The organism is Flavobacterium sp. S87F.05.LMB.W.Kidney.N (assembly GCF_004366435.1).
Lineage (GTDB): Bacteria > Bacteroidota > Bacteroidia > Flavobacteriales > Flavobacteriaceae > Flavobacterium.
Window position 1 is genome coordinate 228,957 of the sequence record NZ_SODX01000006.1, and the last position, 25,369, is coordinate 254,325.

At 32.5% G+C, this 25,369-nt stretch carries 26 protein-coding genes and 1 tRNA gene; 11 read left to right on the top strand and 16 right to left on the bottom strand.

Features of this window, described 5'->3' with window-relative positions; translation table 11 throughout:
* From EDB96_RS18195 to EDB96_RS18215, 5 genes are all read right to left on the bottom strand, one after another.
* Nucleotides 1-2,622 carry a TonB-dependent receptor gene (locus EDB96_RS18195; RefSeq protein WP_134142462.1) on the bottom strand — a complete coding sequence of 874 codons (2,622 nt, stop codon included), beginning with the start codon at nt 2,620-2,622 and terminating at the stop codon, nt 1-3.
* A 100-nt stretch (nt 2,623-2,722) separates the two neighbouring features.
* A complete protein-coding gene (locus tag EDB96_RS18200) occupies nt 2,723-3,562 on the bottom strand; it encodes a FecR family protein (protein ID WP_134142464.1) in 840 nt (279 codons plus the stop codon).
* 11 nt (nt 3,563-3,573) lie between these two features.
* Nucleotides 3,574-3,783: a hypothetical protein gene (locus EDB96_RS18205; protein WP_057117728.1), complete on the bottom strand. Its 210-nt coding sequence runs from the start codon at nt 3,781-3,783 to the stop codon at nt 3,574-3,576.
* A 46-nt stretch (nt 3,784-3,829) separates the two neighbouring features.
* Nucleotides 3,830-4,354, bottom strand: a complete 525-nt coding sequence (locus EDB96_RS18210) for an RNA polymerase sigma factor (RefSeq protein WP_134142465.1) — start codon at nt 4,352-4,354, stop codon at nt 3,830-3,832.
* Nucleotides 4,355-4,566: 212 nt separating this feature from the next.
* Entirely contained in the window at nt 4,567-4,824 is a 258-nt protein-coding gene (locus EDB96_RS18215; RefSeq protein WP_057117730.1) for a hypothetical protein, read from the bottom strand.
* A gap of 355 nt (nt 4,825-5,179) precedes the next feature.
* Between EDB96_RS18215 and EDB96_RS18220 the strand changes: the two genes are divergently transcribed.
* Nucleotides 5,180-6,022 carry a restriction endonuclease gene (locus EDB96_RS18220; protein ID WP_134142466.1) on the top strand — a complete coding sequence of 281 codons (843 nt, stop codon included), beginning with the start codon at nt 5,180-5,182 and terminating at the stop codon, nt 6,020-6,022.
* 173 nt (nt 6,023-6,195) lie between these two features.
* Here EDB96_RS18220 and EDB96_RS18225 read toward each other — a convergent pair.
* A tRNA-Met gene (locus EDB96_RS18225) sits at nt 6,196-6,269 on the bottom strand.
* Nucleotides 6,270-6,419: 150 nt separating this feature from the next.
* On the opposite strand from EDB96_RS18225, the gene EDB96_RS18230 reads away from it, so the two are divergent.
* Both EDB96_RS18230 and EDB96_RS18235 read left to right on the top strand, forming a co-directional pair.
* A complete protein-coding gene (locus tag EDB96_RS18230) occupies nt 6,420-6,812 on the top strand; it encodes an START-like domain-containing protein (RefSeq protein ID WP_134142468.1) in 393 nt (130 codons plus the stop codon).
* Nucleotides 6,813-6,866: 54 nt separating this feature from the next.
* Nucleotides 6,867-7,706 (top strand): aminotransferase class IV, encoded by an 840-nt coding sequence (locus EDB96_RS18235; protein ID WP_134142469.1) that lies wholly within the window; start codon nt 6,867-6,869, stop codon nt 7,704-7,706.
* On the opposite strand, the gene EDB96_RS18240 is transcribed toward EDB96_RS18235, so the two are convergent.
* The 7 genes from EDB96_RS18240 to EDB96_RS18270 all read right to left on the bottom strand — a co-directional run bounded on the left by EDB96_RS18240 (nt 7,703) and on the right by EDB96_RS18270 (nt 14,189).
* On the bottom strand, nt 7,703-8,263 hold the full coding sequence (locus EDB96_RS18240) for a YqgE/AlgH family protein (protein WP_134142470.1): 561 nt from the start codon (nt 8,261-8,263) through the stop codon (nt 7,703-7,705). The two genes, EDB96_RS18235 and EDB96_RS18240, sit on opposite strands and share 4 nt — an antisense overlap.
* A 128-nt stretch (nt 8,264-8,391) precedes the next feature.
* On the bottom strand, nt 8,392-8,664 hold the full coding sequence (locus EDB96_RS18245; protein ID WP_008464760.1) for an HU family DNA-binding protein: 273 nt from the start codon (nt 8,662-8,664) through the stop codon (nt 8,392-8,394).
* Nucleotides 8,665-8,844: 180 nt separating this feature from the next.
* The gene (gene fmt / locus EDB96_RS18250; protein WP_134142471.1) at nt 8,845-9,792 is read right to left on the bottom strand and encodes a methionyl-tRNA formyltransferase; all 948 of its coding nucleotides are present in this window, start codon (nt 9,790-9,792) and stop codon (nt 8,845-8,847) included.
* Nucleotides 9,792-11,687 carry an ATP-dependent DNA helicase RecQ gene (locus EDB96_RS18255; RefSeq protein ID WP_134142472.1) on the bottom strand — a complete coding sequence of 632 codons (1,896 nt, stop codon included), beginning with the start codon at nt 11,685-11,687 and terminating at the stop codon, nt 9,792-9,794. Before EDB96_RS18255 ends, fmt begins: the two co-directional genes overlap by 1 nt.
* Before the next feature lie 64 nt (nt 11,688-11,751).
* Nucleotides 11,752-12,285 (bottom strand): AAA family ATPase, encoded by a 534-nt coding sequence (locus EDB96_RS18260; RefSeq protein ID WP_057117736.1) that lies wholly within the window; start codon nt 12,283-12,285, stop codon nt 11,752-11,754.
* A gap of 347 nt (nt 12,286-12,632) precedes the next feature.
* Nucleotides 12,633-13,256 carry a hypothetical protein gene (locus EDB96_RS18265; RefSeq protein ID WP_057117737.1) on the bottom strand — a complete coding sequence of 208 codons (624 nt, stop codon included), beginning with the start codon at nt 13,254-13,256 and terminating at the stop codon, nt 12,633-12,635.
* An 18-nt stretch (nt 13,257-13,274) separates the two neighbouring features.
* Nucleotides 13,275-14,189, bottom strand: a complete 915-nt coding sequence (locus EDB96_RS18270; RefSeq protein ID WP_134142474.1) for an alpha/beta hydrolase family protein — start codon at nt 14,187-14,189, stop codon at nt 13,275-13,277.
* A 272-nt stretch (nt 14,190-14,461) separates the two neighbouring features.
* Between EDB96_RS18270 and EDB96_RS18275 the strand changes: the two genes are divergently transcribed.
* From EDB96_RS18275 to EDB96_RS18290, 4 genes are all read left to right on the top strand, one after another.
* On the top strand, nt 14,462-14,758 hold the full coding sequence (locus EDB96_RS18275) for a DUF493 family protein (RefSeq protein WP_026727611.1): 297 nt from the start codon (nt 14,462-14,464) through the stop codon (nt 14,756-14,758).
* Between the two features lie 3 nt (nt 14,759-14,761).
* On the top strand, nt 14,762-15,481 hold the full coding sequence (locus EDB96_RS18280; RefSeq protein ID WP_057117739.1) for a DUF4290 domain-containing protein: 720 nt from the start codon (nt 14,762-14,764) through the stop codon (nt 15,479-15,481).
* A 97-nt stretch (nt 15,482-15,578) separates the two neighbouring features.
* On the top strand, nt 15,579-16,892 hold the full coding sequence (murA, locus tag EDB96_RS18285) for a UDP-N-acetylglucosamine 1-carboxyvinyltransferase (protein ID WP_057117740.1): 1,314 nt from the start codon (nt 15,579-15,581) through the stop codon (nt 16,890-16,892).
* A gap of 82 nt (nt 16,893-16,974) precedes the next feature.
* Entirely contained in the window at nt 16,975-17,853 is an 879-nt protein-coding gene (locus EDB96_RS18290; protein WP_134142475.1) for a cation diffusion facilitator family transporter, read from the top strand.
* Nucleotides 17,854-18,062: 209 nt separating this feature from the next.
* Here the strand turns inward: EDB96_RS18290 and EDB96_RS18295 are convergent, their stop codons facing one another.
* The 3 genes from EDB96_RS18295 to EDB96_RS18305 form a co-directional block, all read right to left on the bottom strand.
* Entirely contained in the window at nt 18,063-20,549 is a 2,487-nt protein-coding gene (locus tag EDB96_RS18295; protein ID WP_134142476.1) for a DUF5686 and carboxypeptidase regulatory-like domain-containing protein, read from the bottom strand.
* A 156-nt stretch (nt 20,550-20,705) separates the two neighbouring features.
* Entirely contained in the window at nt 20,706-21,119 is a 414-nt protein-coding gene (aroQ, locus tag EDB96_RS18300; RefSeq protein ID WP_057117743.1) for a type II 3-dehydroquinate dehydratase, read from the bottom strand.
* Between the two features lie 124 nt (nt 21,120-21,243).
* A complete protein-coding gene (locus EDB96_RS18305; protein WP_134142478.1) occupies nt 21,244-21,804 on the bottom strand; it encodes a porin family protein in 561 nt (186 codons plus the stop codon).
* Between the two features lie 284 nt (nt 21,805-22,088).
* On the opposite strand from EDB96_RS18305, the gene EDB96_RS18310 reads away from it, so the two are divergent.
* The 4 genes from EDB96_RS18310 to xerD all read left to right on the top strand — a co-directional run bounded on the left by EDB96_RS18310 (nt 22,089) and on the right by xerD (nt 25,267).
* A complete protein-coding gene (locus EDB96_RS18310; RefSeq protein ID WP_134142479.1) occupies nt 22,089-22,688 on the top strand; it encodes an outer membrane beta-barrel protein in 600 nt (199 codons plus the stop codon).
* A gap of 221 nt (nt 22,689-22,909) precedes the next feature.
* The gene (locus EDB96_RS18315) at nt 22,910-23,512 is read left to right on the top strand and encodes a porin family protein (protein ID WP_134142480.1); all 603 of its coding nucleotides are present in this window, start codon (nt 22,910-22,912) and stop codon (nt 23,510-23,512) included.
* Nucleotides 23,513-23,707: 195 nt separating this feature from the next.
* A complete protein-coding gene (locus EDB96_RS18320; RefSeq protein ID WP_134142482.1) occupies nt 23,708-24,289 on the top strand; it encodes a porin family protein in 582 nt (193 codons plus the stop codon).
* Nucleotides 24,290-24,370: 81 nt separating this feature from the next.
* Nucleotides 24,371-25,267 carry a site-specific tyrosine recombinase XerD gene (gene xerD / locus EDB96_RS18325; RefSeq protein WP_134142565.1) on the top strand — a complete coding sequence of 299 codons (897 nt, stop codon included), beginning with the start codon at nt 24,371-24,373 and terminating at the stop codon, nt 25,265-25,267.
* The last annotated feature ends 102 nt before the right edge of the window (nt 25,268-25,369 follow it).

Here is a 25,369-nt window from a genome sequence, read left to right on the forward strand (position 1 = left end):
TTAAAATTTAAAATTATAAGAAATTCCAGGTACAATTCCGAAGATCGAAAGTCTTCTGGTTTCATTTGCTCCTGTATCGTCATTAGTTGTAAAACTCATAGAAGCAGCATTTTTTCTGTTGTAAATATTATAAAGGCTGAATACCCAATAGCTTTGCCACCCTTTCTTTTTGTCTGGTTTTGGAGTGTAAGTTGCAGCAACATCCAAGTGGTGGAAAAGAGGTAATCTGTTTTCGTTTCTTAAAGAATAATTAGGAACATTGATGCCGCCAAATTCATAATGTCCATTGGCATAAGTAACCGGCTGACCCGACTGTAAAGTGAAATTTCCATTAAAAGACCATTTCGGATTCAGTTCGTAACTTCCTACAACACTTAAATTATGAAGTTTGTCATATCCAGATAAATACCAATCTCCATTTGCAATTCCTGGTTCTTCAGGCGTTCTTCCAACGGTTTTTTGTTCTGCTCTAGACAAAGTATAAGAAACCCATCCGGTGAAATTACCAGCGTTTTTTCTAAATAACAATTCCAGTCCGTAAGATCTGGCTTTACCATTCAGGATTACTTGTTCGATATTATTGTTGGCCAAAACATCGGCTCCATCAATATAATCGATACGGTTTTGAACTTTTTTATAGAATAATTCTCCTTCAAAAGAATAATCACCGTCTTTAAAATTTTGGAAATAACCCATTGCGTATTGGTCCAAAAGCTGAGGTTTAGTAAAAGGGCCGCTTGGAGTCCAGATACTCATAGGCAGTGGAGACTGTGTATTTGATAAAATATGAATATACTGCGCCATTCTATTATAACTTGCTTTTACAGAAGTTTCATCATTAAAAGCATAAGACAAAGCAGCTCTTGGCTCAAAATTATTGAAAGTGCTTATGGCTTGTCCTTTTTTATAACTTATGGTTCCCGTTGGAGTTCCTTCCTCATAAATTTTATAAAGCGGATTAAATACTACGGCCTGACCATTTTCATAAGTACTGATTTCTTCGCCTCCTAAACGATAAAATGAACTGTAACGAAGTCCGTAACGGAAATTCAGCTTTTCGGTAATTTGATTTTCAAAATCGATGTAAGCAGAAGTTTCTAATGCATATTTTTTATCCAGCTGTTTGTAATTGAACTGAGAATCTGAACTTGTTGGCTGTACAACTCCTGGATTGAAGTTGTAATACAAACCATCAATTCCGTAATTAATTTTAAATTTTTCTGATGTTTGGTAATTCCAAGCGTATTTTAGTCCGTAACTGCTGATGCTGCTTTCCCATTCGAAATTTTCTGTAGAAAGTCCTAAGTTGAATTTATAGTCACTATAAAAACCAGAAAGATTACTGTTTAAACGATCAGAAAATTTATGTTTCCAGCTTAAAATACCCATTGTACTTCCGTAAGTACTCGAAAAACGTTCGTTGATATCGAATAAATCATTTCCTAAATAACCAGAAAAAGAAAGTGTGTTATTTGGGTTAAAACGGTAATTGAATTTAGCATTCAAATCATAAAACATGGCAGAGTTTTTATTATCTGCCAGTTTCATAAACAAATGCGCATACGAAGCACGTCCGGAAAGGATGAACGAACTTTTCTCTTTTTGTATTGGTCCTTGAACCAAAAGTCGGCTGGAAATAATTCCGATTCCTCCGTTAACTTTATAATTTTCAAAATCGCCGGTTTGCTGTGTAACGTCTAAAACAGAAGAAACACGTCCTCCAAATTTCGATGGAATTCCGCCTTTATATAAATCTAAACCATTAACAATGTCAGCATTAAAAATCGAGAAGAATCCAAACATATGCGAATCAGCATAAACAGGAGCACCGTCTAAAAGAATCAAATTCTGATCGGCTGCACCACCGCGGACATTAAAACCAGAAGAAGCTTCTCCGGCATTCGTAACTCCAGGAAGCGTTAAGATAGATTTTAGAGGATCTGGTTCGCCCATTGCCACAGGAATTTTTTTAATTTCCTGCATCGAAAGTCTGTTCACACTCATTTGAGTGGTTTTAACATCAACGGCTTTATTGTTCATTACAATTACTTCACCTAATTGCTGGCTGTCCGATTCTATACTGAAATTTAGGGTAGTATCATCATTAATATTTATCTTTCTTTCCTTATTCTGAAAACCAACATAACTAATCGAAACGGTATAAGTTCCATTTGGAACTTCGATGCTGTATTTTCCATTGACATCTGTTACAGTGCCAGTCTGTAATTCTGTGATATAAACGTTAGCGCCAATAACAGGTTGTTTTTCATCATCAAGAATCTGACCTCTTAGCCTGCTTTTTTTTTTGGCCGTCGCTTTAGGAGTTTGGGCTCTCTGCTTCACAAAAATATTATTGCCTGCTATAGAAAATTGTAAAGTGGCAGTTTTATTTAATTCTGAAATAAGTTTTTCAATAGTAGTCTGCTTAAAAGTATTTTTTTGAGTAAAATATTTTTTCCCAGTATCGATTTGATCTGTAAAAGCAAATTTATAATCGGTTTGATTTTCAATTTGCTTGAAGAATTCTTTTAAAGTGACATTTTGATCTACAGTTATCGTAACGCTTTGAGCGGACATACATAAGCTGAATAAAAAAAAGCATGCTGAAATTATATGCTTCATGAAATTTTGTATTTTTGAATATTATTAAATGGAATAACTTCGTGTTATCCTGATTAAGAGGAGGATGTGTAGTTTCGCGGCTTACATCCTTTTTTGTTTATTATTGAAAAGTAATCTGTTTTAGATCTTCATTTATTTCAAAATTTAGGTTATACATTTCTGCTATTAATTGTACAATTGTATTTAAATCTTCTTTTTTGTTGATTCGAATGGTAATTTTTTGAGTAGAATATTCTTGAGGGATATTTACTTTGTAACCATAATTTTCTTCGACATAAGTTCCTAAAGCGCTTAATTTAGCATTGTCAAAATCTATAAAACGGCTGAATGCAGTAACTGCTGCAGTTTGATTTCCGTAAATAAATTTCTCGCCAGGTTTTAGAATCCATTTTTGTTCTTGACCGTTTACGTTCATTTGGACACTTCCCTCATACAATTCAACCGTTACTTCTTTTCGATTTGATTCTTTTACTATAAAAGAAGTTCCTAAAACAGTTGTTGTTGTTTCGTTACAAAAAACCTGAAAAGGATGCTGTTTGTCTTTTTTAACTTTAAAATAAGCTTCACCATCAATTTCAATTTTTCTGTTTGAAGCAAAATTATCTCCATAAGAAATTTTAGAATTCGGACTTAATTCTACTTTTGAATTATCCGGCAGGACTACATATTTTATTTTCTGGGTAGTATTCTCAATTACATTTCCTGCCAGAACAGCTGTTTCTGTTACAGAGTTATTGTTAAAATAAATTCCAGTTCCAATAAGAACAAAAAGTAAAACAGATGCCGCTGCATAATAGCGCCAAAGTTTAATTTTTCGTTTTTTAGGAAAAGCTTTTGCTTGGAATTCTTCCCAAGAAGCTTCTTTAGTGCTTTCTGAATGAGAAGATGGAGTTTCATTCCATAACTTTTTAAACTCTTCGTCTAAATTTTCCTTGTCCATTTTTTTTGGTGTTAGAGTTTCTGGCAATAAAATCCTTGTTTATTAAAAACACCATAAACCATTTCCTTAATGTCTCTGTTGGTTTCGATTCTTAGAATTCTCTCGCGATTTTTGAAATCAAAATATATAATACAATCGGAAATAATGAACTGCAAAAGCACCACAATTAAGCTGGCATCTTTTTTAGTTCTAACATTTGTTTTATACGCTTCAATGTGCATTTTTTGTTCTTGTTTTTATATATAACAAACGAGAACAGAAAAGTTCCTAATGGTTTTCGATTTTTTTTCGAATAAATTTACTGGCGAGATAAATATGATTGGCAATGGTCTTTTCAGAAAGATCTGTAATTGCTGCAATCTCCTTATAGCTAAGGTTTTCCAATTTGTGTAAAGTAAATATTTTTTGCTGCTGCTCCGGAAGCTGATTGATGAAGTTTTGTAGTTTTTCTTGTCTTTCTTCAAAAATTCCAGAATCGGAATCTTGCTCTTCCAAGATATCAGCTTGAAAAGAGTCAAGCTGAACTATTTTATTTTCTCTGTTAATGTGATTGAGAATAATGTTTTTGCAGATAGTGTACAATTGCTTGTCCAATAGAACATCCTCGTTGAGCAGTTCTCTTTTATTGTAGAGTCGTAAAAAACTTTCTTGAACAAAGTCCTCGGGAGTAAGGACTGTCAGATTAAAACGTTTGGCAATATTTATCAGTTTATCGTAGTAAGTGAAGTAAACCTCTTTAAAAGCGGCTTCATTCCCTTTTTTCAAACTAAGAATAAACTTTTTATTGTCCATAACGAAAATATCGCGACTTGTTTAACTAATAACAACTCATTGGTCTTACTATTATTGCATTCAAAAAACACGAATTTGATATCAAGAATGTAATAAGTTACAAAGAACCGTAATTTAATTTTATATTTTGACGCTGTTATTGGAAAATGTTACAGAAAATCAAGTTCTTTTTTATTTCTAATAAAAAGTATTGGCAGCAAGTTATTGATTGCTTATTTCTCACCATCAATATCTTCGACAGCAGAAATTTGGTCCAGTATATTGGTCTGGTTAGGCGAAATGTAGTTTTTTACTTCAGCAGGAGTTTCTTTCTTAAACAGAAGATCCAATGCATTATAGAGTTTTAATAAAACATCTTTGTCTTCTTTTGCAATATCTAAGGCAGTATTAAAATTAAAAACATAATTATTCGAATTGCGTACTTCTACTTTAATCGTTTTTGATGTGATTTTAAATTTAACTATATCCATATTGTGTATATTACTTAAGTTTTGCAAAAATAGTATTTTTAATTGCGCTTGTACCAAATGTAAACTACAAATTTTCTTCTATTGCAAAGTATTATAACAAAAAAAACACCACTTGAATAAGTGGTGTTTTTTATCTTGTAGCGAGGACGGGAGTTGTACTTATGATCTTAAGGTTATGAAATTTAAATAATATTATTTGTTTTTTTTAAATGACTTGACTTTTAAAGTACTAAGTATTTTGTGGGAATTGGTTTCTGCTGTTTTGGGTTTTATGAAGTTTATTACTTAAGTATTTACATTATTTTTGTATTGCATTACATGAATTAAATCCTTTGTTTTTAAATTAGTAAACGTCATGTATCTTGATTTTATAAATCCAAAATTCACATCCGACTGCGGACATAATACTAAATGTATTTACTGTAAAACTGAACTTTCAATTCAAAAAATTGATCAAATTTTAGATGTTTGTTTAAGTGATATTAAACGTCGATTTAATGGACATAGAATAATAATGGAGAATATTCATGGAAGTTTTGATAAAAATTATTTCAGAATTATTTCGGATTTGAACTATGATAGCACAATTTTAGGAAGTTGTTTGGTTTGTGGATGGTGGAAAATTTTGGAAAGATATTGGATGGGTGCTGAGTGGCAAATGTGGGATGTTTTCTTTGGTTTAAATGGATCGTTGAAAAACTTAGATTACAATAAGTCAAATTTGCCCTTGTCTGAAGTAAGAAATTATTTAGTGAGAAATTATGAAAATAGGTTTAATGTAAATCCAAGACTTTTTGAAGAATTAGTTGCAGATGTTTATAGAGATTTTGGATATCAGACTATTTGTACTGGTTATTCAAATGATGGTGGAATAGATGTTATTTTGATAAAAGATGATTTAACTGTAGGCATACAAGTTAAAAGATCGAAGAATAAAATTAAGTTAGAACAGATAAGATCTTTATTGGGGGCATTAATGATAAGCGGATATAAAACAGGAATGTTTGTATGTGCTTCTGATTTTCAGAGAGGAGTATATTCTGTAGCAGAACAATTTTCTATAGAACTTATAAATGGGAATAGATTTTACAATCAGTTAAAGGAGGCTCAAATAATAAGAAACCAAATATCTAATATTGATCTGAGCAACATTAAAAATCTATATTATGACGATTGTTATCCAATGAATAGTTTGTAGATTGTATATTAAAAATGGTTTTCTTTAACCTGAGGTTTGTTTTTTATTGTTTACATTCTGAATGCTTTACTAATGTGTTTTTGTAATTTCTTTAGTAGAGATTTTCATTAATTGAGAAGTTGTTTTAAATAAAAAAACCTTAAACATTTCTGTTTAAGGGTTTTGCCTTTTTGTAGCGAGGACGGGAGTTGAACCCGTGACCTCAGGGTTATGAATCCTGCGCTCTAACCAACTGAGCTACCTCGCCTGGACTGCTATCATGAATTCCTGATTGCGGGTGCAAAGATAGAAATAATATTAAAGCGTACAAGAATATTTTGAAGAAAAAAAAATATTTTTAAAAACGCATTGTTTTTGGACATATATTCTTATATTTCGAAAAAATTAAAAGTAGCACATGGATTCAAAAATACGTTACGAAATCGAGTTTCCGATCAATTCTTCGCCGCAATTATTGTATCAATATATATCAACTCCGTCAGGTTTATCAGAATGGTTTGCTGACAATGTTAATTCAAGAGGTGAATTTTTTACTTTCATCTGGAATGATTCGCAGGAAAAAGCACGCTTGGCTTCAAAAAAAACAGGAGAAAAAGTTAAGTTTAAATGGGTAGATGAAAGTAGTAAGGATACTGAATACTTTTTCGAACTTCATATTTTAGTCGATGAATTGACTAAAGACGTTTCGCTTATGGTAGTTGATTTTGCTGAAAAAGAAGAAATTGGCGAAGCTAAACAATTGTGGGAGAATCAAATCTCAGATCTAAAACATCTTATAGGATCTGTTTAGTAAAAGTCTATTTTATACCTTATATTTGCCCTGAACAAAATTCAGGGTTTTTTTATGATTAATTTTAACGGAAATATAGCGCAGGAAGATAGTAATATATTAACTCAAAATCGCGCTTTTCTATACGGTGACGGCATTTTTGAAACAGTAAAAATAATCAATGGAAAAATCTTGTTTCTTGAAGATCATTATTTTAGATTAATGGCTTCTATGCGCGTGGTTAGAATGATGATTCCAATGAATTTTACAATGGAATATTTCGAAGAGCAAATCCTTAATTTAGTAAAAGAGCAAGGTATTTCCTCTTCGGCTAGAGCTAGAATTACTGTTTTTAGAAATGACGGCGGTTTATATCTTCCAAAAACCAATGAAATTTCTTTTTTAATCAAAGCAGCGCCACTTGAAAATGTCTCTTACGCGATAAATACAAACGAATACGAAGTAGATTTGTATAAAGATTTCTACGTAACCAAACAATTATTATCGTCTCTTAAAACGACTAATAAGATGATTCATATTACGGGAAGTATATATGCACATGAAAATGATCTTGCCAATTGTATTTTATTGAATGACAGTAAGAATGTGGTAGAGGCACTTCAAGGAAACATCTTTATGGTTGTTGGTAAAAAGCTGGTTACGCCTCCAGTTTCAGAAGGAGCTTTAAACGGAATAATGCGTAAACAAATTTTAGCATTGGCTAAAAAAGTAGAAGGCATAGAAATTTCTGAGGAAATAATTTCGCCGTTTGATCTTCAAAAAGCAGACGAATTATTCATGACAAATGTAGTCATGGGAATACAGCCGATAACCAAATATCGAAAAAAGGAGTTTGTAACAAATCTGGCTCATTTACTAGTGCAGAAGTTGAATGAATCCATTTCTGAAAATTAATTCAGATATGGATTTTCGGGTGCATTAGACCATATAAGATAATCGCCTCCCAGCTCAATAATCTGCTCTTTCCAAAAATGGGTAGTAGATTTTCCGATAATTTTATTTTTGTAATTATTATCGGCAATGATCCAAGAGTTTCCCTGCATTTCATTTTCGAGCTGATTTTCGTCCCAACCGGTATAGCCTAAGAAAAAACGAATGTTATTTTTGCTAATCGATCCGTCATTTATTAGGTCTTTAGTTGATTCAAAATCTCCTCCCCAATAAATTCCGTTAGAAATCTCGACACTATTCGGGATTAAATCTGGAATATTATGAATGAAGTACAAATTGTCTTGTTCAACTGGGCCTCCGTTATATATCTTAAAGTTGGCATCAATCTCAGGAATTAAATCATTAATAGTGTATTTTAATGGTTTATTAATGATAAAACCTATTGATCCTTCTTTGTTATGGTCTGCTAATAAAATTACCGATCTGTTAAATGATAAATCTCCAATTATTGAAGGCTCGGCAATAAGCAGGTGTCCTTTTTTTAATTTTTCTGAAATCATACGGTTACAATTTTTATTAAATTTAATCATAAAAAAATTAAAATCACAAAAAAAATCGTTAAACCGCAAAAAAAAACCTTCCACGAGGAAGGTTTTAATTATATTATAAGTTTAGAGAACTTTCTTACTTAGTTCACTGCACCTTCTAATTCAGCACCAGCTTTGAATTTTACAACATTTTTAGCTGCGATCTTGATAGTTTTTCCTGTTTGAGGGTTTCTACCGTCTCTAGCAGCTCTTGAAGATACTGACCATGATCCGAAACCTACTAATGAAACTCTTCCACCTTTTTTCAAAGTAGTTCCTACATTACCTAAAAAAGACTCTAAAGCTAATTTCGCCGCAGCTTTTGTGATTCCTGCATCAGCAGCGATAGCATCGATTAATTCTGATTTGTTCATAATAATTAGTTATTAATTGTTGGTTAAAAAAAATTGTTAATACACAAATTTAGTAGGAAATCCGTTGCGTGCAAGTGTTTTCTTTAATTTTAGCAAAAATTGTTGATAACTTGCTTTTTTTGTTCATAAAGAGTGTTGTTTATCGATCAAAAACAGGTGCAAACCCCTGTTTTACTGACCTTAATACACTTTTGCAACATCTGAAAAACTGACTCCATTTAATATTTCTGAAGCAAGCATTCTCTTTTTTCCTGGAAATTGTAGACTTAATAACTGAATAAAGCCATCTTTTATTGCAATCTTGATTTCTTTTTTAGTACTAATTAATTTTCCAACCTCGTAAGAATGGGGTTCCGAAATCAATTTTGCCTCGTATATTTTAATGTTCAGCTCTTCATTTTGATCCTTTAAAAAACACCAAGAAGCAGGATACGGGCTCAAGCCTCGAATTAGATTATTGATTTCTGCTCCAGATTTTGTCCAATCTATTTTGCAGTTTTCTTTATTCAATTTATAAGCCGTTTTGATTTCTGCACTATCTTCTTGAATAGTAGTAGTTACATTTCCGTTTTCAATAACTTTTAAAGTATCAATTACGGTAGAACTTCCTAAATGCATTAATCTATCGTGTAATTGTCCTGCATTTTCTTCTGGCTCAATTGCGATTTCAGAATTTAAAATCATGGCGCCAGTATCAATTTTGTCATCAATAAAGAAAGTCGTAACGCCAGTTTTAGTTTCTCCATTAATAATCGCCCAGTTAATAGGAGCGGCACCCCGATAATTTGGAAGTAAGGAAGCGTGAAGATTAAATGTTCCTAAGCTTGGCATTTCCCAAACTACTTTTGGCAGCATTCTAAACGCAACTACAATTTGTAAATTGGCATTTAAAGCTTTCAATTCTGCTAAGAAATTTTCGTCTTTTAAATTAGTTGGCTGTAATAAGTTCAAATTGTTGGCAAGCGCATATTCTTTTACAGCCGAATATTTTATTTTTTGTCCGCGTCCTGCTGGTTTATCTGCAGCTGTTATTACGCCGACAACATCATAGTTGTTTTTTATAATGGTATCCAAAATGCCTACAGCAAATTCTGGAGTTCCCATAAATATAATTTTCAATTTCTCCATTATAATTTTAAAGTGTATTTATTATTCGCTTGTATGATAATATGATTGTTTTCGAGTAATTCCTGAAGAACCGAAATAATATCTTTGGTATCCATTTTTATTTGGTTTTCAATTTCTCTCGAAGTCAAAGAAGCAGTTTTGAGTAAAGATAGAATCTTATCAGCAATCGAATCGGCTTCTGTTATTTTTCCTTTTTGGGTAATGCAGTACGAACAAATACCGCAGTTTTCATTTGTTTCTTCACCAAAATAATCCAAAACCAATCTGTTTTTACAGGTTTTAGAATCTTTTATATAATGCAAAACAGACAAAAGCTGTTCTTTTTTTACTTGATTTTGCTTCTCTAAATATTTCGAAACTCTATTTATAGTATGGTCGTCTTCGCGGACTTCATTAAATAATATAGTAGCGTCGTTGTTTTTAGATTTGTATTCTATAATTTCTTTTTCTTTTAATTTTTCTAAAAGTGCTGTAACCTGCTCTTCAGAGCGATTCGATTTTTTAGCAATCAATCCCAGATTCAGATTTGATTTTACCTCATAAACTCCTGGATAAGTTCTCAAAATTGCCAGTATAATTTCCTCGTCATTCGGATTCAAACTCATGTATCGAATTACTTCTTTGGATTCAATCAAAAACTGAATATTGATTTTTTCAGAGAATTCCTGCGACATCGTAATAATTCCCTGCTGATTCAAAAATTGTAAAGCATTGTATGTTTTAAGGGTAGGGAAGTCGTACTTGTTGCAAAAATGATTCAGTTTAAACGAAAAAGAATCATCTAAACCTTCTCCGTAAGCAATTTGAAAATAGTTGCAAAGTTTGATATACATTGTTTTTAGAAACTTCTTGTCGGGAAGAATGCTTAAAAACTGCTGTTCTGTTTGTGTTGCATCAGAATTATTGTAGAGTAAAACTGAAAAAGCTTTTTCGCCATTTCGTCCCGCTCTTCCAGATTCTTGGTAATAATTTTCTAAATTTTCTGGAAGCTGGGTATGTATAACGGTTTTAACATTGTCTTTGTCAATTCCCATTCCAAAAGCATTTGTAGCCACGATAACCTGCGCTTGCTCCGACATCCACAACTGCATGTTTTTGTCTTTTTCTTTAGACGAAAGTCCGCCGTGATAATACGTCGCCGTAAAACCTAAAGATTGCAATTGCGAAGAAATGTTCAAACAAGATTTGCGGTTTCGGACATATATTATAGAAGGCTGCGGATTTTTTTTAAGAATTTGTTCCGTACGGTATAATTTATCTTCGACTTCAAAAACCATGTAAGCAATATTTTTTCGCTCAAAAGATTGTTGAAAATGTCTCGGATTTTTTAATTCTAACTGCGTTCTAATATCTTCAATAACCCTCGGAGTTGCCGTTGCGGTCAAAGCTAAAAAAGGAATCTTCGGAAAGAATTTCTTCAATTCCGAAATTTTAAGATATGCCGGCCTAAAATCGTGACCCCACTGCGAAACACAATGTGCCTCATCAATAGCGATTAAATTTATAGGAAGATTTTTGATTCGCTCCAAAATCCAATCCGACTGTAAACGCTCTGGCGAAAGATAAAGGAATTTATAATTACCAAACTGGCAGTTGTCCAAAAGATCTATGATTTCTTCTGTATGGATACCTCCTGTAAGAGCAATCGCTTTAATTTCCCGCTTCTGCAAATTCATTACCTGATCTTTCATCAATGCAATAAGAGGAGAAATTACCAAGCAGATTCCTTCCTGCATCATCGCGGGCACCTGAAAACAAATCGATTTTCCGCCCCCGGTCGGAAGCACAGCAAAAGTATCCTGTCCTTCAAGAACAGAATCGATAATTTCTTTTTGCAACGGTCTAAAACTGTCGTGTTTCCAGTATTTTAGAAGAATATCCTGTGCTCCGAGCATTGCTTTAGTTTTAAAGTTAAAAATTCAGAAAACAGGTTCTAGTTTTACAGCTAAAAACGCGTCGCTAAATTTTATCTAAGATATAAAGAATTCTGTTTTCAACCGTATCTTTTGGAACTTCAATCAATTCGTAACCATATTTTTTATAGGTTTCAATAAGATGTTCCTGAATTTTAACCGCTTGTTCAAAATTTTCGTAACGCTCTGTATCGCTTTGGTAAATTTCTTCCCAAGGCGGCAGAATAAAAGTTTTAGAATATTTATAATCCTCACAAGCCTTTGTAAAACGCTCTGGATATTCATCTCCAATATAATCCATGTAGGCTACAACATCGGGAATTCCTCTGTCTATAAAAACTACATTATCAGGTTCTTCAAGAGCATTTTGGTATTGTTCGATGCGGCCTTCCAGAAGCATTTCGCTAAACAAAAGCGGTTGTTCTAAAAACAGTTGTTCGATACCTTCCTGCTGAGCTTTCATGGTTACCTGTCTAGAGATTTCAGGATAGCAGCAAAAGCCACGAGCTACCAATTCGTTAATAAGTGTTGATTTTCCAGTACCAGGACCGCCAAGTAAGACTATGATTTCTTTTTGCACTATTCTAAAAATAAAGCGCAAATTTACCTAAACTTATTCGTAATTAAAAAGAATATTTATCAGAAACGAAAGATTTGATATTTTGATAAACAAAAGTTCTTATTTTTAAAGTCCCGATAGGTACGATATATTTATAGAAAAAATATACACGATAAATATAAAGCTCCAGCGGAGCGACATAATTTAAATAGTTTATATGTCGCTCCGCTGGAGCTTTTGATTGGTGTGAAAATTGAATTTGCTATACATATTTTGCTCCGCTGGAGCAATTTTGGAATAAATTAAATTGATTTATGAATTGCCGTTGGTTTTAACCAACGAATTTAAAGGCTTTTTATATTTTGGCTTTAGCCAAATATTTGCCACCATTTTCTTTTGACTTTAGGAAGAACGACTCTTTGGTTGTCTTCAATTTGTTTTCCATTAAAATCGAGAACATATTCGTTCGATTCAAAATCAATTAGACGTATTTTATCACTTTCAATATTAAAAGGGTTTTTGCCTTCAAGATTTACCCAGATATCTCTTCCTCCGAAGCGCCAAACTATTTCTCCTTCTTTTGTAATTCTAAATATTTCTACCTCGCCATAAATAATAAAATCCTTTTCTAATTTGTAAATACCAAAGTTTGTGGCAAAATCAAATTCTTTATGCCAGACAATTTCAAGTGAAGGAATTTGTAAACAATATAATGTATTACAAACGCGAATCCATATTTTTTTATCTTCAATAATAAATGAATTCTCATAAATTCCGGTTGCTCCTCCAGTTGCGCATATTATTGCGCTTGAAATTTCTGCTTCATTTTTTTTAATAACAATTGCATGCTTGCTGGTTGAGTAAAAATTTTTCTCTTGATATTTTCCTTCGAAATAAACTTTTTGATAATGAAATGAATTTTCTGGTGAATTCAAAGTGTAATTTTGGTCGTCAAAAACTTCTATTTCAAAATTATTATAATCAATTTTCATATTTTGGTTTAAAATTAATTACTCACAAAACAAATACTTCCCAGAACCTTTTCCTTTTTTAGAAGGAACAATCAAATGCGATTGAAACTTTTTACCGTTTAAAACATCATTCACAAAATCAAGAACATACTGCTGTCCTTCATGGAAAAGATAACCGGAGAATTCATGTCCGCCCCCGCAAAAAGTAATTAGTTCAACATCTTTATGTAAATCCTGCATATGATTGTAAACGGCATAAGAACCAAAAAGAATCAGCCAGCCCGAAGCATTTGTCGGGCACGAGCGATGCGAACCAGCATTATACGGAACCGTATCGTCATTACTTCCATGCGCTAATAACATGGGAATTGCTTTTTCTTTTGTAATTAAATTAATATCCTGAATTGCTCCCGAGCCTCCAATAAAACCTTTGTATTTAAAATTTTCAGGCAGATTGTTTTTATATAAATTCATTAATTTATAATCCCAGAAAGAAGCATGAAATCCAATTTCTGCACCCGCGCTGATTCCAGAAATAAATATTTTAGAAGTATCCAGATTGTATTTATCGGCATTTTCGATTAAATAACCAGTCGCCTGCCACATATCGCTCACGCCAATTTGGATTGCTTTTATTTTTTCGGTTAAAGTTCCTTTACATCCAAAATCTTTTCCTTTCATATATAAACTGTACGAAATGCTGGCAACGGCATAGCCATTTTGAGCCATAAATTTGCCGAACTCTTTTTCGCTTGTACGCTCTCCGCCAGAAAATCCACCGCCAAAAGCGAATAGGATCAACGGAATTTTTTCATTAGATTTTTTCTTCGGCAGATATAAATCTAAGTCTAGTTTTAAAGTATCGTTCTGGAAATAAGTCAGCGTTTTGATTTCTTGCGCTTTAATGTTGGAAAAAGTACAGATTGTAAAAAGGAAGAAGATGATTTTTTTCATTGTAAGGTATTTTAATTTTGCAAAGTCGAAGAGTTGCGAAATATTTCAAATATAAAGTTTTGTCAAGAATTTTGCGAATTTTTGCGAATTTAAATTGTAAAAGCAGTCAAAAACTAGTGCGATTTAATCAAGAGATTTGCAATAATATAATTAGTGTAAATTAGTGAATTTGGTGGCGAAAAAACAGCTGTCTTTACAATAGAAAAAATCTAAAATCTAAAATCTAATATCTGAAATCAAAAACGTATATTTGCGTTTATTTTTAATTACGAATGGAGAACGATAAAGAAAAAAATACCGCCGAATTTTACGAAAGATTAAAATTAGAGCTAGATAACGCAAACACTTGGCCAGCAGAATATTTGTATAAATTTATTGTGCCATCTGTTGCGGATAATGTGGAGCGAGTTGAAAAAGCTTTTGATAGAATGGGAGCGGTTATTAAAACAACAAAATCTAAAACGGGTAAATTTACCAGCGTTTCTGTAGATGTTACTATGAACAGTTCAGATGATGTGATTAGTAAATACAAAGAAGTTTCTACAATAGAAGGTATAGTTTCATTATAACTTATGGTCGAAAAATATAAAAAAGAAGTCGCAAATGACGTTGTTTTTAACTTAGAATATAATTCTGAAAGACAGCGTTTGATTATTCCGGAATATGGTCGTCATTTACAAAAATTGATCGATCAGGCTACCGCAATAGAAGATGATGAAACACGCAATAAAGCGGCGAAATATATCATTCAGGTTATGGGAAGTTTGAATCCGCATTTGCGCGATGTACCAGATTTTCAACATAAACTTTGGGATCAGCTTTTTATAATGTCTGATTTTAAACTGAATGTAGAATCGCCATATCCTATTCCGTCAAGAGAAGTTTTGGAACTAAAACCAGATGTGCTGCAATATCCGCAGAACTTTCCAAAATACAGATTTTATGGTAACAATATCAAATACATGATCGATGTTGCTAATAAGTGGGAAGATGGAGAAATGAAAAATGCATTGGTTATGGTAATTGCCAACCACATGAAAAAATCTTTCTTAAGCTGGAACAAAGACACAGTCAAAGATGATGTGATTTTTGAGCATTTATATGAATTGTCTGGTGGAAAAATAAACTTGCTTCACAGCACAGAAGAATTGTTGAACACAACAGATTTAATGCGTACCAACAAACGTATGTCTAATAAAACAGCATCTGTTGGACAGCCAAAAATTCAAAACAACAAAAACAATAAAGGAGGCCAAAAAAAAACATTTCAAAAAAACAATAATCAAAAATAGAAGAAGTTGCTAAGATACTAAGCGTCTAAGTTGCTAAGATTTTAGCTAAACCTTAGAGCCTCAGAATCTCAGAACCTTAGAACCTTAAAAAAAATCTATGGGAATTTTTAAAATCGAAGGAGGAACTCCTTTAAAAGGAGAAATCACTCCGCAAGGAGCAAAAAACGAGGCATTACAAATTTTATGTGCCGTGCTTCTAACGGGGGATAAAGTAAAAATTAATAATATTCCCGATATTATTGACATCAATAAATTAATCACTCTATTGGGTAATTTAGGGGTTAAAATTCAACGTAACGAACCAGGTTCTATCACATTTCAAGCCGATGAAGTTAATGTTGGATATTTAGAAACCGAAGCTTTCAAAAAAGAAGGTGGAGCGCTTCGTGGTTCTATTATGATTGTTGGACCGCTTTTGGCTCGTTTCGGAAAAGGTTATATTCCAAAACCAGGAGGAGATAAAATTGGCCGTCGTAGATTAGATACACACTTTGAAGGTTTTATTAACCTTGGAGCAAAATTCAGATATAACAGAGAAGATCATTTTTACGGAGTAGAAACTCCCGAAGGAGGACTTCAGGGAACAGATATGCTTTTAGACGAGGCTTCTGTAACCGGAACGGCAAACATTGTAATGGCTGCTGTTTTAGCAAAAGGACAAACTACAGTTTACAATGCTGCGTGCGAACCATATTTACAGCAATTGTGTAAAATGCTAAACTCTATGGGAGCAAAAATCACTGGAGTTGGTTCTAACTTACTGACTATTGAAGGTGTTGAAAGCCTTGGAGGATGCGAACACACTATTCTTCCGGATATGATCGAAATTGGTTCTTGGATTGGTCTTGCGGCTATGACAAAAAGCGAAATCACGATCAAAAATGTAAGCTGGGAAAATTTAGGTTTGATTCCGAATACATTTAGAAAATTGGGAATTACAATTGAAAAACGTAACGACGATATTTACATTCCAGCTCACAAAGACGGATACGAAGTAAAAACAGATATCGACGGTTCTATTTTAACAATTGCAGATGCACCTTGGCCAGGATTTACGCCTGACTTATTGAGTATCGTTTTGGTTGTGGCAACTCAGGCAAAAGGAGATGTTTTAATTCATCAAAAAATGTTCGAAAGCCGTTTGTTCTTTGTGGATAAGTTAATCGATATGGGAGCGAAAATCATGTTATGTGACCCGCATAGAGCTGTGGTTATGGGGCATAATTTTGAATCTCAATTGAAAGCAACAACTATGTCATCTCCTGATATTCGTGCGGGAATTTCATTATTGATTGCGGCACTTTCTGCAAAAGGAACAAGTACAATTCAAAATATAGAACAAATTGACCGTGGATATGAACGTATCGACGAGCGTTTAAGAGCAATCGGTGCAAAAATAGTGAGAGCTTAAAGAAAGTTAGCCGCAAATTCACGAATTTAAATCTTCAAGATTATCAAATATTCGTGAATTCGCGGCGAAAAAAATAGTCTAAATGACAAATGAACAAAAAGCTATAAAAGCTACTCTATTTAGTATAGCTGGAAATACCTGCCTGGCCCTAGTAAAAGGTCTCGCAGGTTTTTTTGGCAATTCATACGCCTTGATTGCAGATGCCATCGAATCGACTACGGATATATTTTCCTCGTGTCTCGTGTTATTCGGAATCAAATATTCTAATAAACCGGCAGATGAAAATCATCCATACGGCCACGGTCGTGCAGAACCTTTAATTACATTTTTGGTGGTCGGATTTTTAATTACTTCGGCAACAATTATTGGTTATGAAAGTATTGCCAATATTGGGACTTCACACGATTTACCTAAATCTTGGACATTATATGTTCTAGGCGCTATTATTATCTGGAAAGAATATTCTTTTCGTTTGGTAATGAAACGCAGTAAACAAACAAATAGTTCAGCATTGGCTGCTGATGCGTGGCATCATAGAAGTGACGCCATAACTTCTGTGGCAGCGTTTATCGGAATTTCGATCGCCTTGATTATGGGAAAAGGCTACGAATCTGCAGATGATTGGGCAGCACTTTTTGCTGCGTTTTTTATTCTGTATAACAGTTATAAAATTTTCAGACCTGCGCTTGGCGAAATCATGGATGAAAACCTAAATGATGATTTAGTAGAAGAGATTCGTGTAGTATCTTTGACAGTTCCCGGAATCTTGGGAACAGAAAAATGTTTCATTCGTAAAGCAGGAATGCGCTATCACGTAGATTTGCACGCAATAGTTTCAGCTGCAATTTCAGTAAAAGAAGGACACGATTTATCACACCAATTACAAGATACATTAAAAGAACAAATTCCACAGTTAGGAAATGTTTTAATCCACATAGAGCCAGATGATTATCATTGTTAGAGGTTCTGAGGTGCTAAGGTTCTAAGATGCTAAGTTTTTTATATACATACCTTTGTCAAAGTTTAAAACTTTGACAAAGATTAAATTTAAATCCGTTTATTCTCCTTCGGGAATAAACGGATTTTTTTTGTGATGTTTGTCAGTTTGAGCGACGTCGAGAACATTCAATTATTTTACTTAGTATCTTAGCATCTTAGAACCTCAGAACCTTAGTCCAACACATTCAAAATCTTCAATCCAAACACAACACCATTTTGTTGAATGCCTCCTTGATAAGAATGTACGTAATCCACTCTAAATAATTTAAATTTACCGAAACCTAAATTATCCAAACCAACAGTGAATTCCGTATAAAGTTTTCGATCTGGAATCGCCAGCGAGTGAAAACCAATATTCATCGTAGATTTTAACAGATTTAGTAATGGAATCTTATTCATAATAAATCCTGTGTCATTGTGCTCTAGATGCATTTCAAAATAACTGTCATTTGTGCTATTGGCGTAGTATGGCATTAAATTAAAAACATTTAAGTAGCGGCCGCTTGTACCGATATGAGTTTGGTTTCCGTTGAAATGTCTGTAATCTATAAAAGAAATATTTTCGGCATTAAAGAATTTCCCGGCTCTAAAATTAGTGCCTAAAAGACCTTTATTTCCAAGTCGTAAATCATATTGTACAGAAGCGCCGATTCTTTCAAATTCGTATTTCTTTTCGCTTGCAGCAAAAGCTTTTTCGAAACCTAAAACTACAGTCGGATATTTATCATCTTTAAAATTATATCTTCCGTCAGGTCTTGAAATATATTTATTTCCAAAGTTAATTCTGGCATTGAGACCAACTTTAAACAAATTATGCTGTTCAAATGGCGCCGTAGTAAAATCATTTGGTGCAAGAGGATTGTTTGAAGAATATAGATCATCCCTTTTAAAGAAAGAATAATCAGTTGTATTGAAAAGAGGTTTTCGCTGTTCATAAGCCACTTTTGCAAACAGATTAACGCCATTTAAAACGTCTTGCGAATAATTTACCTGTGCATATTCTAAGTTATACAACTTCATATAATTGTCTTTAAAAAATAAAGAACTTATAGAATTGACCAATTTAGTAATAGGTTCCGCACTGTTAAACTGCGCAACTTTTGTTCCTCCCGTAACTCCCAATGTTGCATAATTTATATTGTTGAATTTATGACTAAATTGTCCAACAACTCTAAATCGCTGATCTGAAAAACCATAATTAAAAGTGGTACCAAGAGAGGTTGTTTTTCCTTCTTCTTCATTTTCTTTTTTAAATGAAAAACCAGAATCCAAATTAAATCCCTGAACGGTATTAAAACTCAAAGAGGAAATATTCAGTAAACCTTGATAATTGAAAGAATATTTTTTGAACGTATTTTTATAGTCATAGCCCATTAAAATATCCCAAACTTTAAACTTATTATTTTTAGCATCAGTAGAATCCGTATATTTTTTTGATTTTCGAATTACTAAGAGGCTGTCTTTTTTACTATAATCAGTGCTTTCTTCAATAGTTAACGGAATTGGTCTGATTTCGTTCCAGAATGCGTCATCTTTTTTATTGGCATTTGCTTCAAAAGAAACAATTTCATTTCCAAAAGTTTTCTTCTCGAAAGAAGATGGAAATTCATAATTAGAATAAACATAATTGAAGTTCCCAGAAAATTTTACTCCAAAAATACCCGCATTAAACGAAAGTGTCTGTGCATTTTTAGACCAGATTTTATTTTTTACATTATAGCTGAAACTCTGTTTTAGATTCATTACTTCGGTAAACTCATTTTTCATGCGATAGCCTTTAATTTCTAGGTTTATAGCATAAATAGCAAAACTGTCATCAACAATATAAATGTAACCCTCAAACACAGGTTCTTTGTCGCGTTTTGGAGTCACTTTAATTTTATAAATCTGCTGTTTATTGTCGTCGTAAAAACTACTTTCGAGTTTGTATTTGTAGTAATTAAAAGCATTGTCTGCAATAGGAGAAATCATTTTAACATCAAAGTCGAGTGTATTATCATAAAAATCGTAAGTTGATAAAGCAGCAGTATTGTAGCTGTATCCACGATTGTTTCCTGAAATTTTCGAAGCTATAATTCTCTCCTTTAACTTCTCAGGTTTTTCAAAAGTAATTTTAGAAACAGTTTCAGATAAATATAAAATTCCTGTTCCGGTAGAATCTAAATTGGATGCCATGTCCTCACCAAGATCAACTTTTTGACCTAAGATTTTTTTAGGAAGATCTTTAACCTTAAACATTCCTTTAGAATAAAAGTCGGCTGTATATCTTCCTGTTTTATCGGAGTTTTCTTTTTTGTTGGTAATTGCACTTTTTATAATGGCATTTGCGGGATTATTTTTAGGATCAATCACAACTTCATTTAGAGAGAAGCTTTCTTCCTCCATTTTTATATCTAAAGTTGTATTTGAATCTGGAGAAATTGTGATTTTCTGTGTTTTAAAACCTAAATACTGAAAGACAATTCGGTTTTTACCAATTTCTTTTACCTGCAATTGGTATTTGCCTTGTTCATTTGAAGTGGTTCCTCGATAAGTCCCTTCTTCAAAAATAGAAACAAACGGCAGTGGATTTCCCTTTTCATCGGTTACAGTTCCTTTGATTTGGGCAAAATTGGAAATTGAAAAAATTAAAAAGGCAAATAATGTAAAGTTTTTCATGTAAGTGGTTTCTCTTACAAAAATAAAAGAACTTGAAAATGAGCTTATTAATAATATGTTAAATTAAAGAGATTCAGTTTTGTTTGCACTGTCAGGCTGAGCGGAGTCGAAACCACTTTCCTATACCATACTGTGGTGGTGGTGTTTAGTTTAAAATTATAAAAACGACTGAATTGCCAGCTCATAACTTTTCAAGCCAAAACCTAAAATAACACCTTTAGCATTTCCAGATAAATACGATTGATGTCTGAAACTTTCACGTGCATAAGTATTAGAAATGTGAACTTCGATTACAGGAGTTGTCACAGCTTTCATCGCATCGCCTAAACCAATTGAGGTATGAGTGTAAGCGCCCGCATTTAAAATAATTCCGTCGTATGTAAAACCGCATTCTTGAATTTTTCCAATCAATTCTCCTTCAATATTACTTTGGTAATATGAAAGTTCAATATTTGGAAACTTTTGTTGCAGCGTCTCAAAATAATCTTCAAAAGTCTGGCTTCCGTAAACTTCTGGTTCGCGTTTTCCTAAAAGATTCAAATTGGGTCCGTTGATAATGCAGATTTTCATATTTATTTTTTTGTGTAATTATGTGTTGACATTGCCATTGATTTGCCATTGCCATTGAACTTTGTAAAAATAAAAAAACCGCTCCAATTAATAGAGCGGTTTTTATAAAAGTATGTGATATATTTTAGAACATGTATCCAGCTGAAAGTTGGAATACAGAGTTTTTAAAATCAGCTTCTTCTGAAATCTCAGTCAAACCTATTCCGTAGCGAGCTTGAACAAAAAGACCTCCAACAACTTTTAATCCTAAACCTGCGTTAAGAGAAAAGTCAAATGTTTTTGGATCTGCAACATCAAATTCCTTTTTCTTACTTACAAGGAATGAAGCTTGCGGGCCAAGTTCTAAACTAAGCGATTTAGTCATGTAGATTTTTGCCATTACTGGAATAGCGATATAACCCATTTCGTTTTTAAATTCTGAAACAGCATTTTTATAGGTAGCACCTTGTGTAGTGTACAAAAGCTCTGGCTGAATTGAGAATTTTTCTAATAATTTAAGTTCTGCTACAAGACCTGCATGGTAACTTGTAATACCTTCTTTGTCAACAGAAATTCCATCAAAGTCAGAACCTCCAGTTTGGTTCGCAAAGTTAACCCCTGCTTTAACCCCGATTTGTACAAATTGAGCGTTGATTGTAGCTGATGTTGCAATGAACAAAACAGCTGCTAAAAGTATTTTTTTCATAAAAAATGTTTTTAAAGTTTGGTATTTTAAACGTTATTTAAAATTCAAAACTACTTATTTAGCATTTTATTGCCTTATATTTTGGATTAAATAATTAATAAAATTCCCACCGAAACTCATTTTTCTTAACAAAAAAACATTGAAAAGTCTTTTAGATACTTGATTATCAGATTTCTATTTAGTCCTTTTTTTCTGTCTTATTCTGATACTTTTTAAACTTATTGTGGATTATATTTTGTAAGTCTAATCTTAGTTTTGTGTTTTGTAATTAAAAAATATAAAACATGAAAAAATTAATTTTAGCTGCTATTGCAGTAATGGGATTTAGCGCTGCTAATGCACAAGATTCTGGATCATATGGATTTTCTAAAGGAAACATTCTTTTAGAAGGTAATTTAGGTTTCTCAACAAACAATGACAAAAACACAGATGTTAAAACTAATTCTTTTGAATTTAATCCAAAGGCTGGTTATTTTTTAACAGATAAATTTGCTCTTGGACTTGATTTAGGGATTGGTTCTGATAAGAAAAAAGTAGCTGGAACAGATGCTGATAAAAACTCAAATTTCAATGTTGGAGTTTTTGGACGTTATTATTTCTTAGATCTTGGTCAAAGATTTAAAACTTATGCGGAAGCTGGAGTTGGATTAAATACCGGAAAAGAGGGTGAAGCTAAATATTCAGGAGTTGGATTTGGTGCAGGTCTAGGAATCAATTATTTTGTATCTAACAGTTTTGCAATTAATTTTGGATTAACTGATATTTTAGCTTATGATACTAATAAGTATAAAGGTGGTAAAGCCGTTTCTGATTTTAATGCAAATTTAAATGTTTTCAACAACTTCTTCAGTACTGCTACATTTGGTTTAACATACAAATTCTAAAAAAATAATAAGTTAGTTTTTTTTTAAAGCCTTTCTCATTTTGAGAGAGGCTTTTTTATTTAAAAAAATTTATATGCTAATTCATGTGTAATATATGTTTGGATTAAAATATTGTTTAATTAATGATTTTCTGTCTTATTCTAATGTTTTTTAAACTTATAGGGATTATTTTTTAATAAGTCTAATCTTATTTTTGGCTTTCGTAATTAAAAATATAAAACATGAAAAAAGTTATTTTAGCTGCTATTGCAGTAATGGCGTTTGGATTTGCAAATGCTCAAGATGTAAAGTTTGGATTAAAGGGGGGAATAAATCTTTCAAGTTTTTCGGGAGACATTGAAGATGCATCTTCTAAAGTTGGTTTTCAAGTGGGAGGTTTTGCAGAATTTAAACTTACAGATAAATTCTCTATCCAACCAGAGCTTTTGTATTCTACACAAGGAGCTAAATTTGAGGAATCAGAGGTGAACTACTTTTATAAAGAAAAAATCAATACGAACTATTTAAACGTTCCAGTTATGGCTAAGTATTATGTTGCAAGTAAATTTAGTGTTGAAGCGGGGCCTCAAATTGGTTTTTTACTATCAGCTAAAGATAAATGGGAAGAGATGTATTATGGAGAAAAAAATTCTGGGACTGATGATGCAAAAGATGATATTAAATCAGTTTCATTTGGTTTAAATGTGGGAGCGGGATATGATTTTACAGAGAATGTATCAGTTGGAGTAAGATATAATTTTGGTTTATCGAATATTTCTGATTTTGACAGCGATGCTAAAATCCATAATAATGTAGTTTCATTATCTGTTGGATATAAATTCTAAAACAGAACATAATTTAGTTTTTTAAGCCTTCCTTTTGGAAGGTTTTTTTGTTTATCACATTTTAGATTAAACTCTAAGTGATGTTAATTTAACAACTTATATACATAATACTATTTTATTTGTTAAATTCCAAATTAGTTTTTATGAAGAATATTTTTATATTTGATTATTAAAATTTAACCAAAACAAATTAAAATGAAGAAAATTATTTTAACTGCTATAGCGGTAATGGCATTTGCATTTACTAATGCACAACAAACAAGATTTGGAGTAAAAGGAGGTCTTAATCTTTCGACGGTAGTTGGTGGAGATGTTGAAAATACAAAAACTTTAGTAGGTTTTCATGTTGGAGGATTTGCTGAGATCAATATTGTAGAGAAATTTTTTATACAGCCAGAGCTTTTATTTTCAGCTCAAGGAACAAAAGTTGATGGAGGCTTTGGAGGAGATGCTGATTTTAAACTAAATTATTTGAATATCCCTGTACTAGCGAAATACTATATTGTAGATAATAAATTTAGTGTGGAAGCTGGTCCTCAGCTAGGTGTTTTGCTATCTGCTAAAGTTGAAGATGAAGACATTAAAGATTTTACTAGATCAGTGGATTTTGGTTTTAACATTGGTGCTGGATATAACTTTACAGATAATCTTGCAGTAGGTCTTCGATATACTATTGGTTTATCTCCATTGACGGATGAAGATGTAGATAATACCGATGATTATTATGACAGTGCAAAAAACAGTAATCTTGCACTATCTTTATCTTATAAATTCTAATATTTCAGAATAAAAATATTTCAAAAACCTTCCTGATTCAGGGAGGTTTTTTTATGATTAAAAATGGTTTACTTTGTACATATGAATTGGAACAGATATATAAAAGATTACCAGTCGTATTTAAGGATAGAAAGAGGTTTGTCTAAAAATACGATTGAGAACTATGGCTTTGATATTGAGCGCCTGTGTCTTTTTTTAGAAACCAATCAAATTGATGTTTCTCCAATAAAAATTTCAGACGAAACATTACAGCAGTTTATATATTCTGTAGCAAAGGAAGTAAATCCGAGATCGCAGGCGCGTATCATTTCGGGATTAAAAAGCTTCTTTAATTATCTTGTTTTTGAGGATTATCGAAATGATAATCCGTTAGAGTTAATTGAAGCGCCAAAGACTGGTCGTAAATTACCTGATACTTTATCACTTCAAGAAATCGATGCGCTTATTGAAACTATAGATTTGAGCAGCAATGAAGGTGAAAGAAATAGAGCAATGCTTGAAACTCTTTACGGATGCGGACTTAGGGTTTCTGAGTTGATCTCGCTTAAAATTTCTGATTTGTTTTTTGATGAAGGTTTTATTAAAATTACCGGGAAAGGAAATAAAGAAAGATTTGTTCCAATTGGTCCATTGACTCAAAAATATATTGATATTTATAAAAATGCTGTTCGTTCGAATTTAAATATTAAAAAAGGAGCAGAAGATACTTTGTTCTTGAATAGAAGAGGAAATCAATTGACTAGAGCTATGGTTTTTACAATTATTAAAGATCTAGCTCAGAAAATGGGATTAAAGAAAAATATCAGTCCTCATACATTACGTCATTCTTTCGCAACACACTTATTAGAAAACGGTGCAGATTTAAGATCCATTCAATTAATGCTGGGTCACGAATCAATCACAACAACAGAAATTTATGTTCATTTAGATCGCAGCTTTTTAAAAGAAGTGATGCATAGTTTTCATCCTAGAAAATAATTTTATCATTATTGCGTTTATTTTGTCGTAAAAAATAATATATTGTGTTAAATTTTTGTTTTAATAAAAACAATTTAGCCTCATTTTGTGATTTTGATTTGT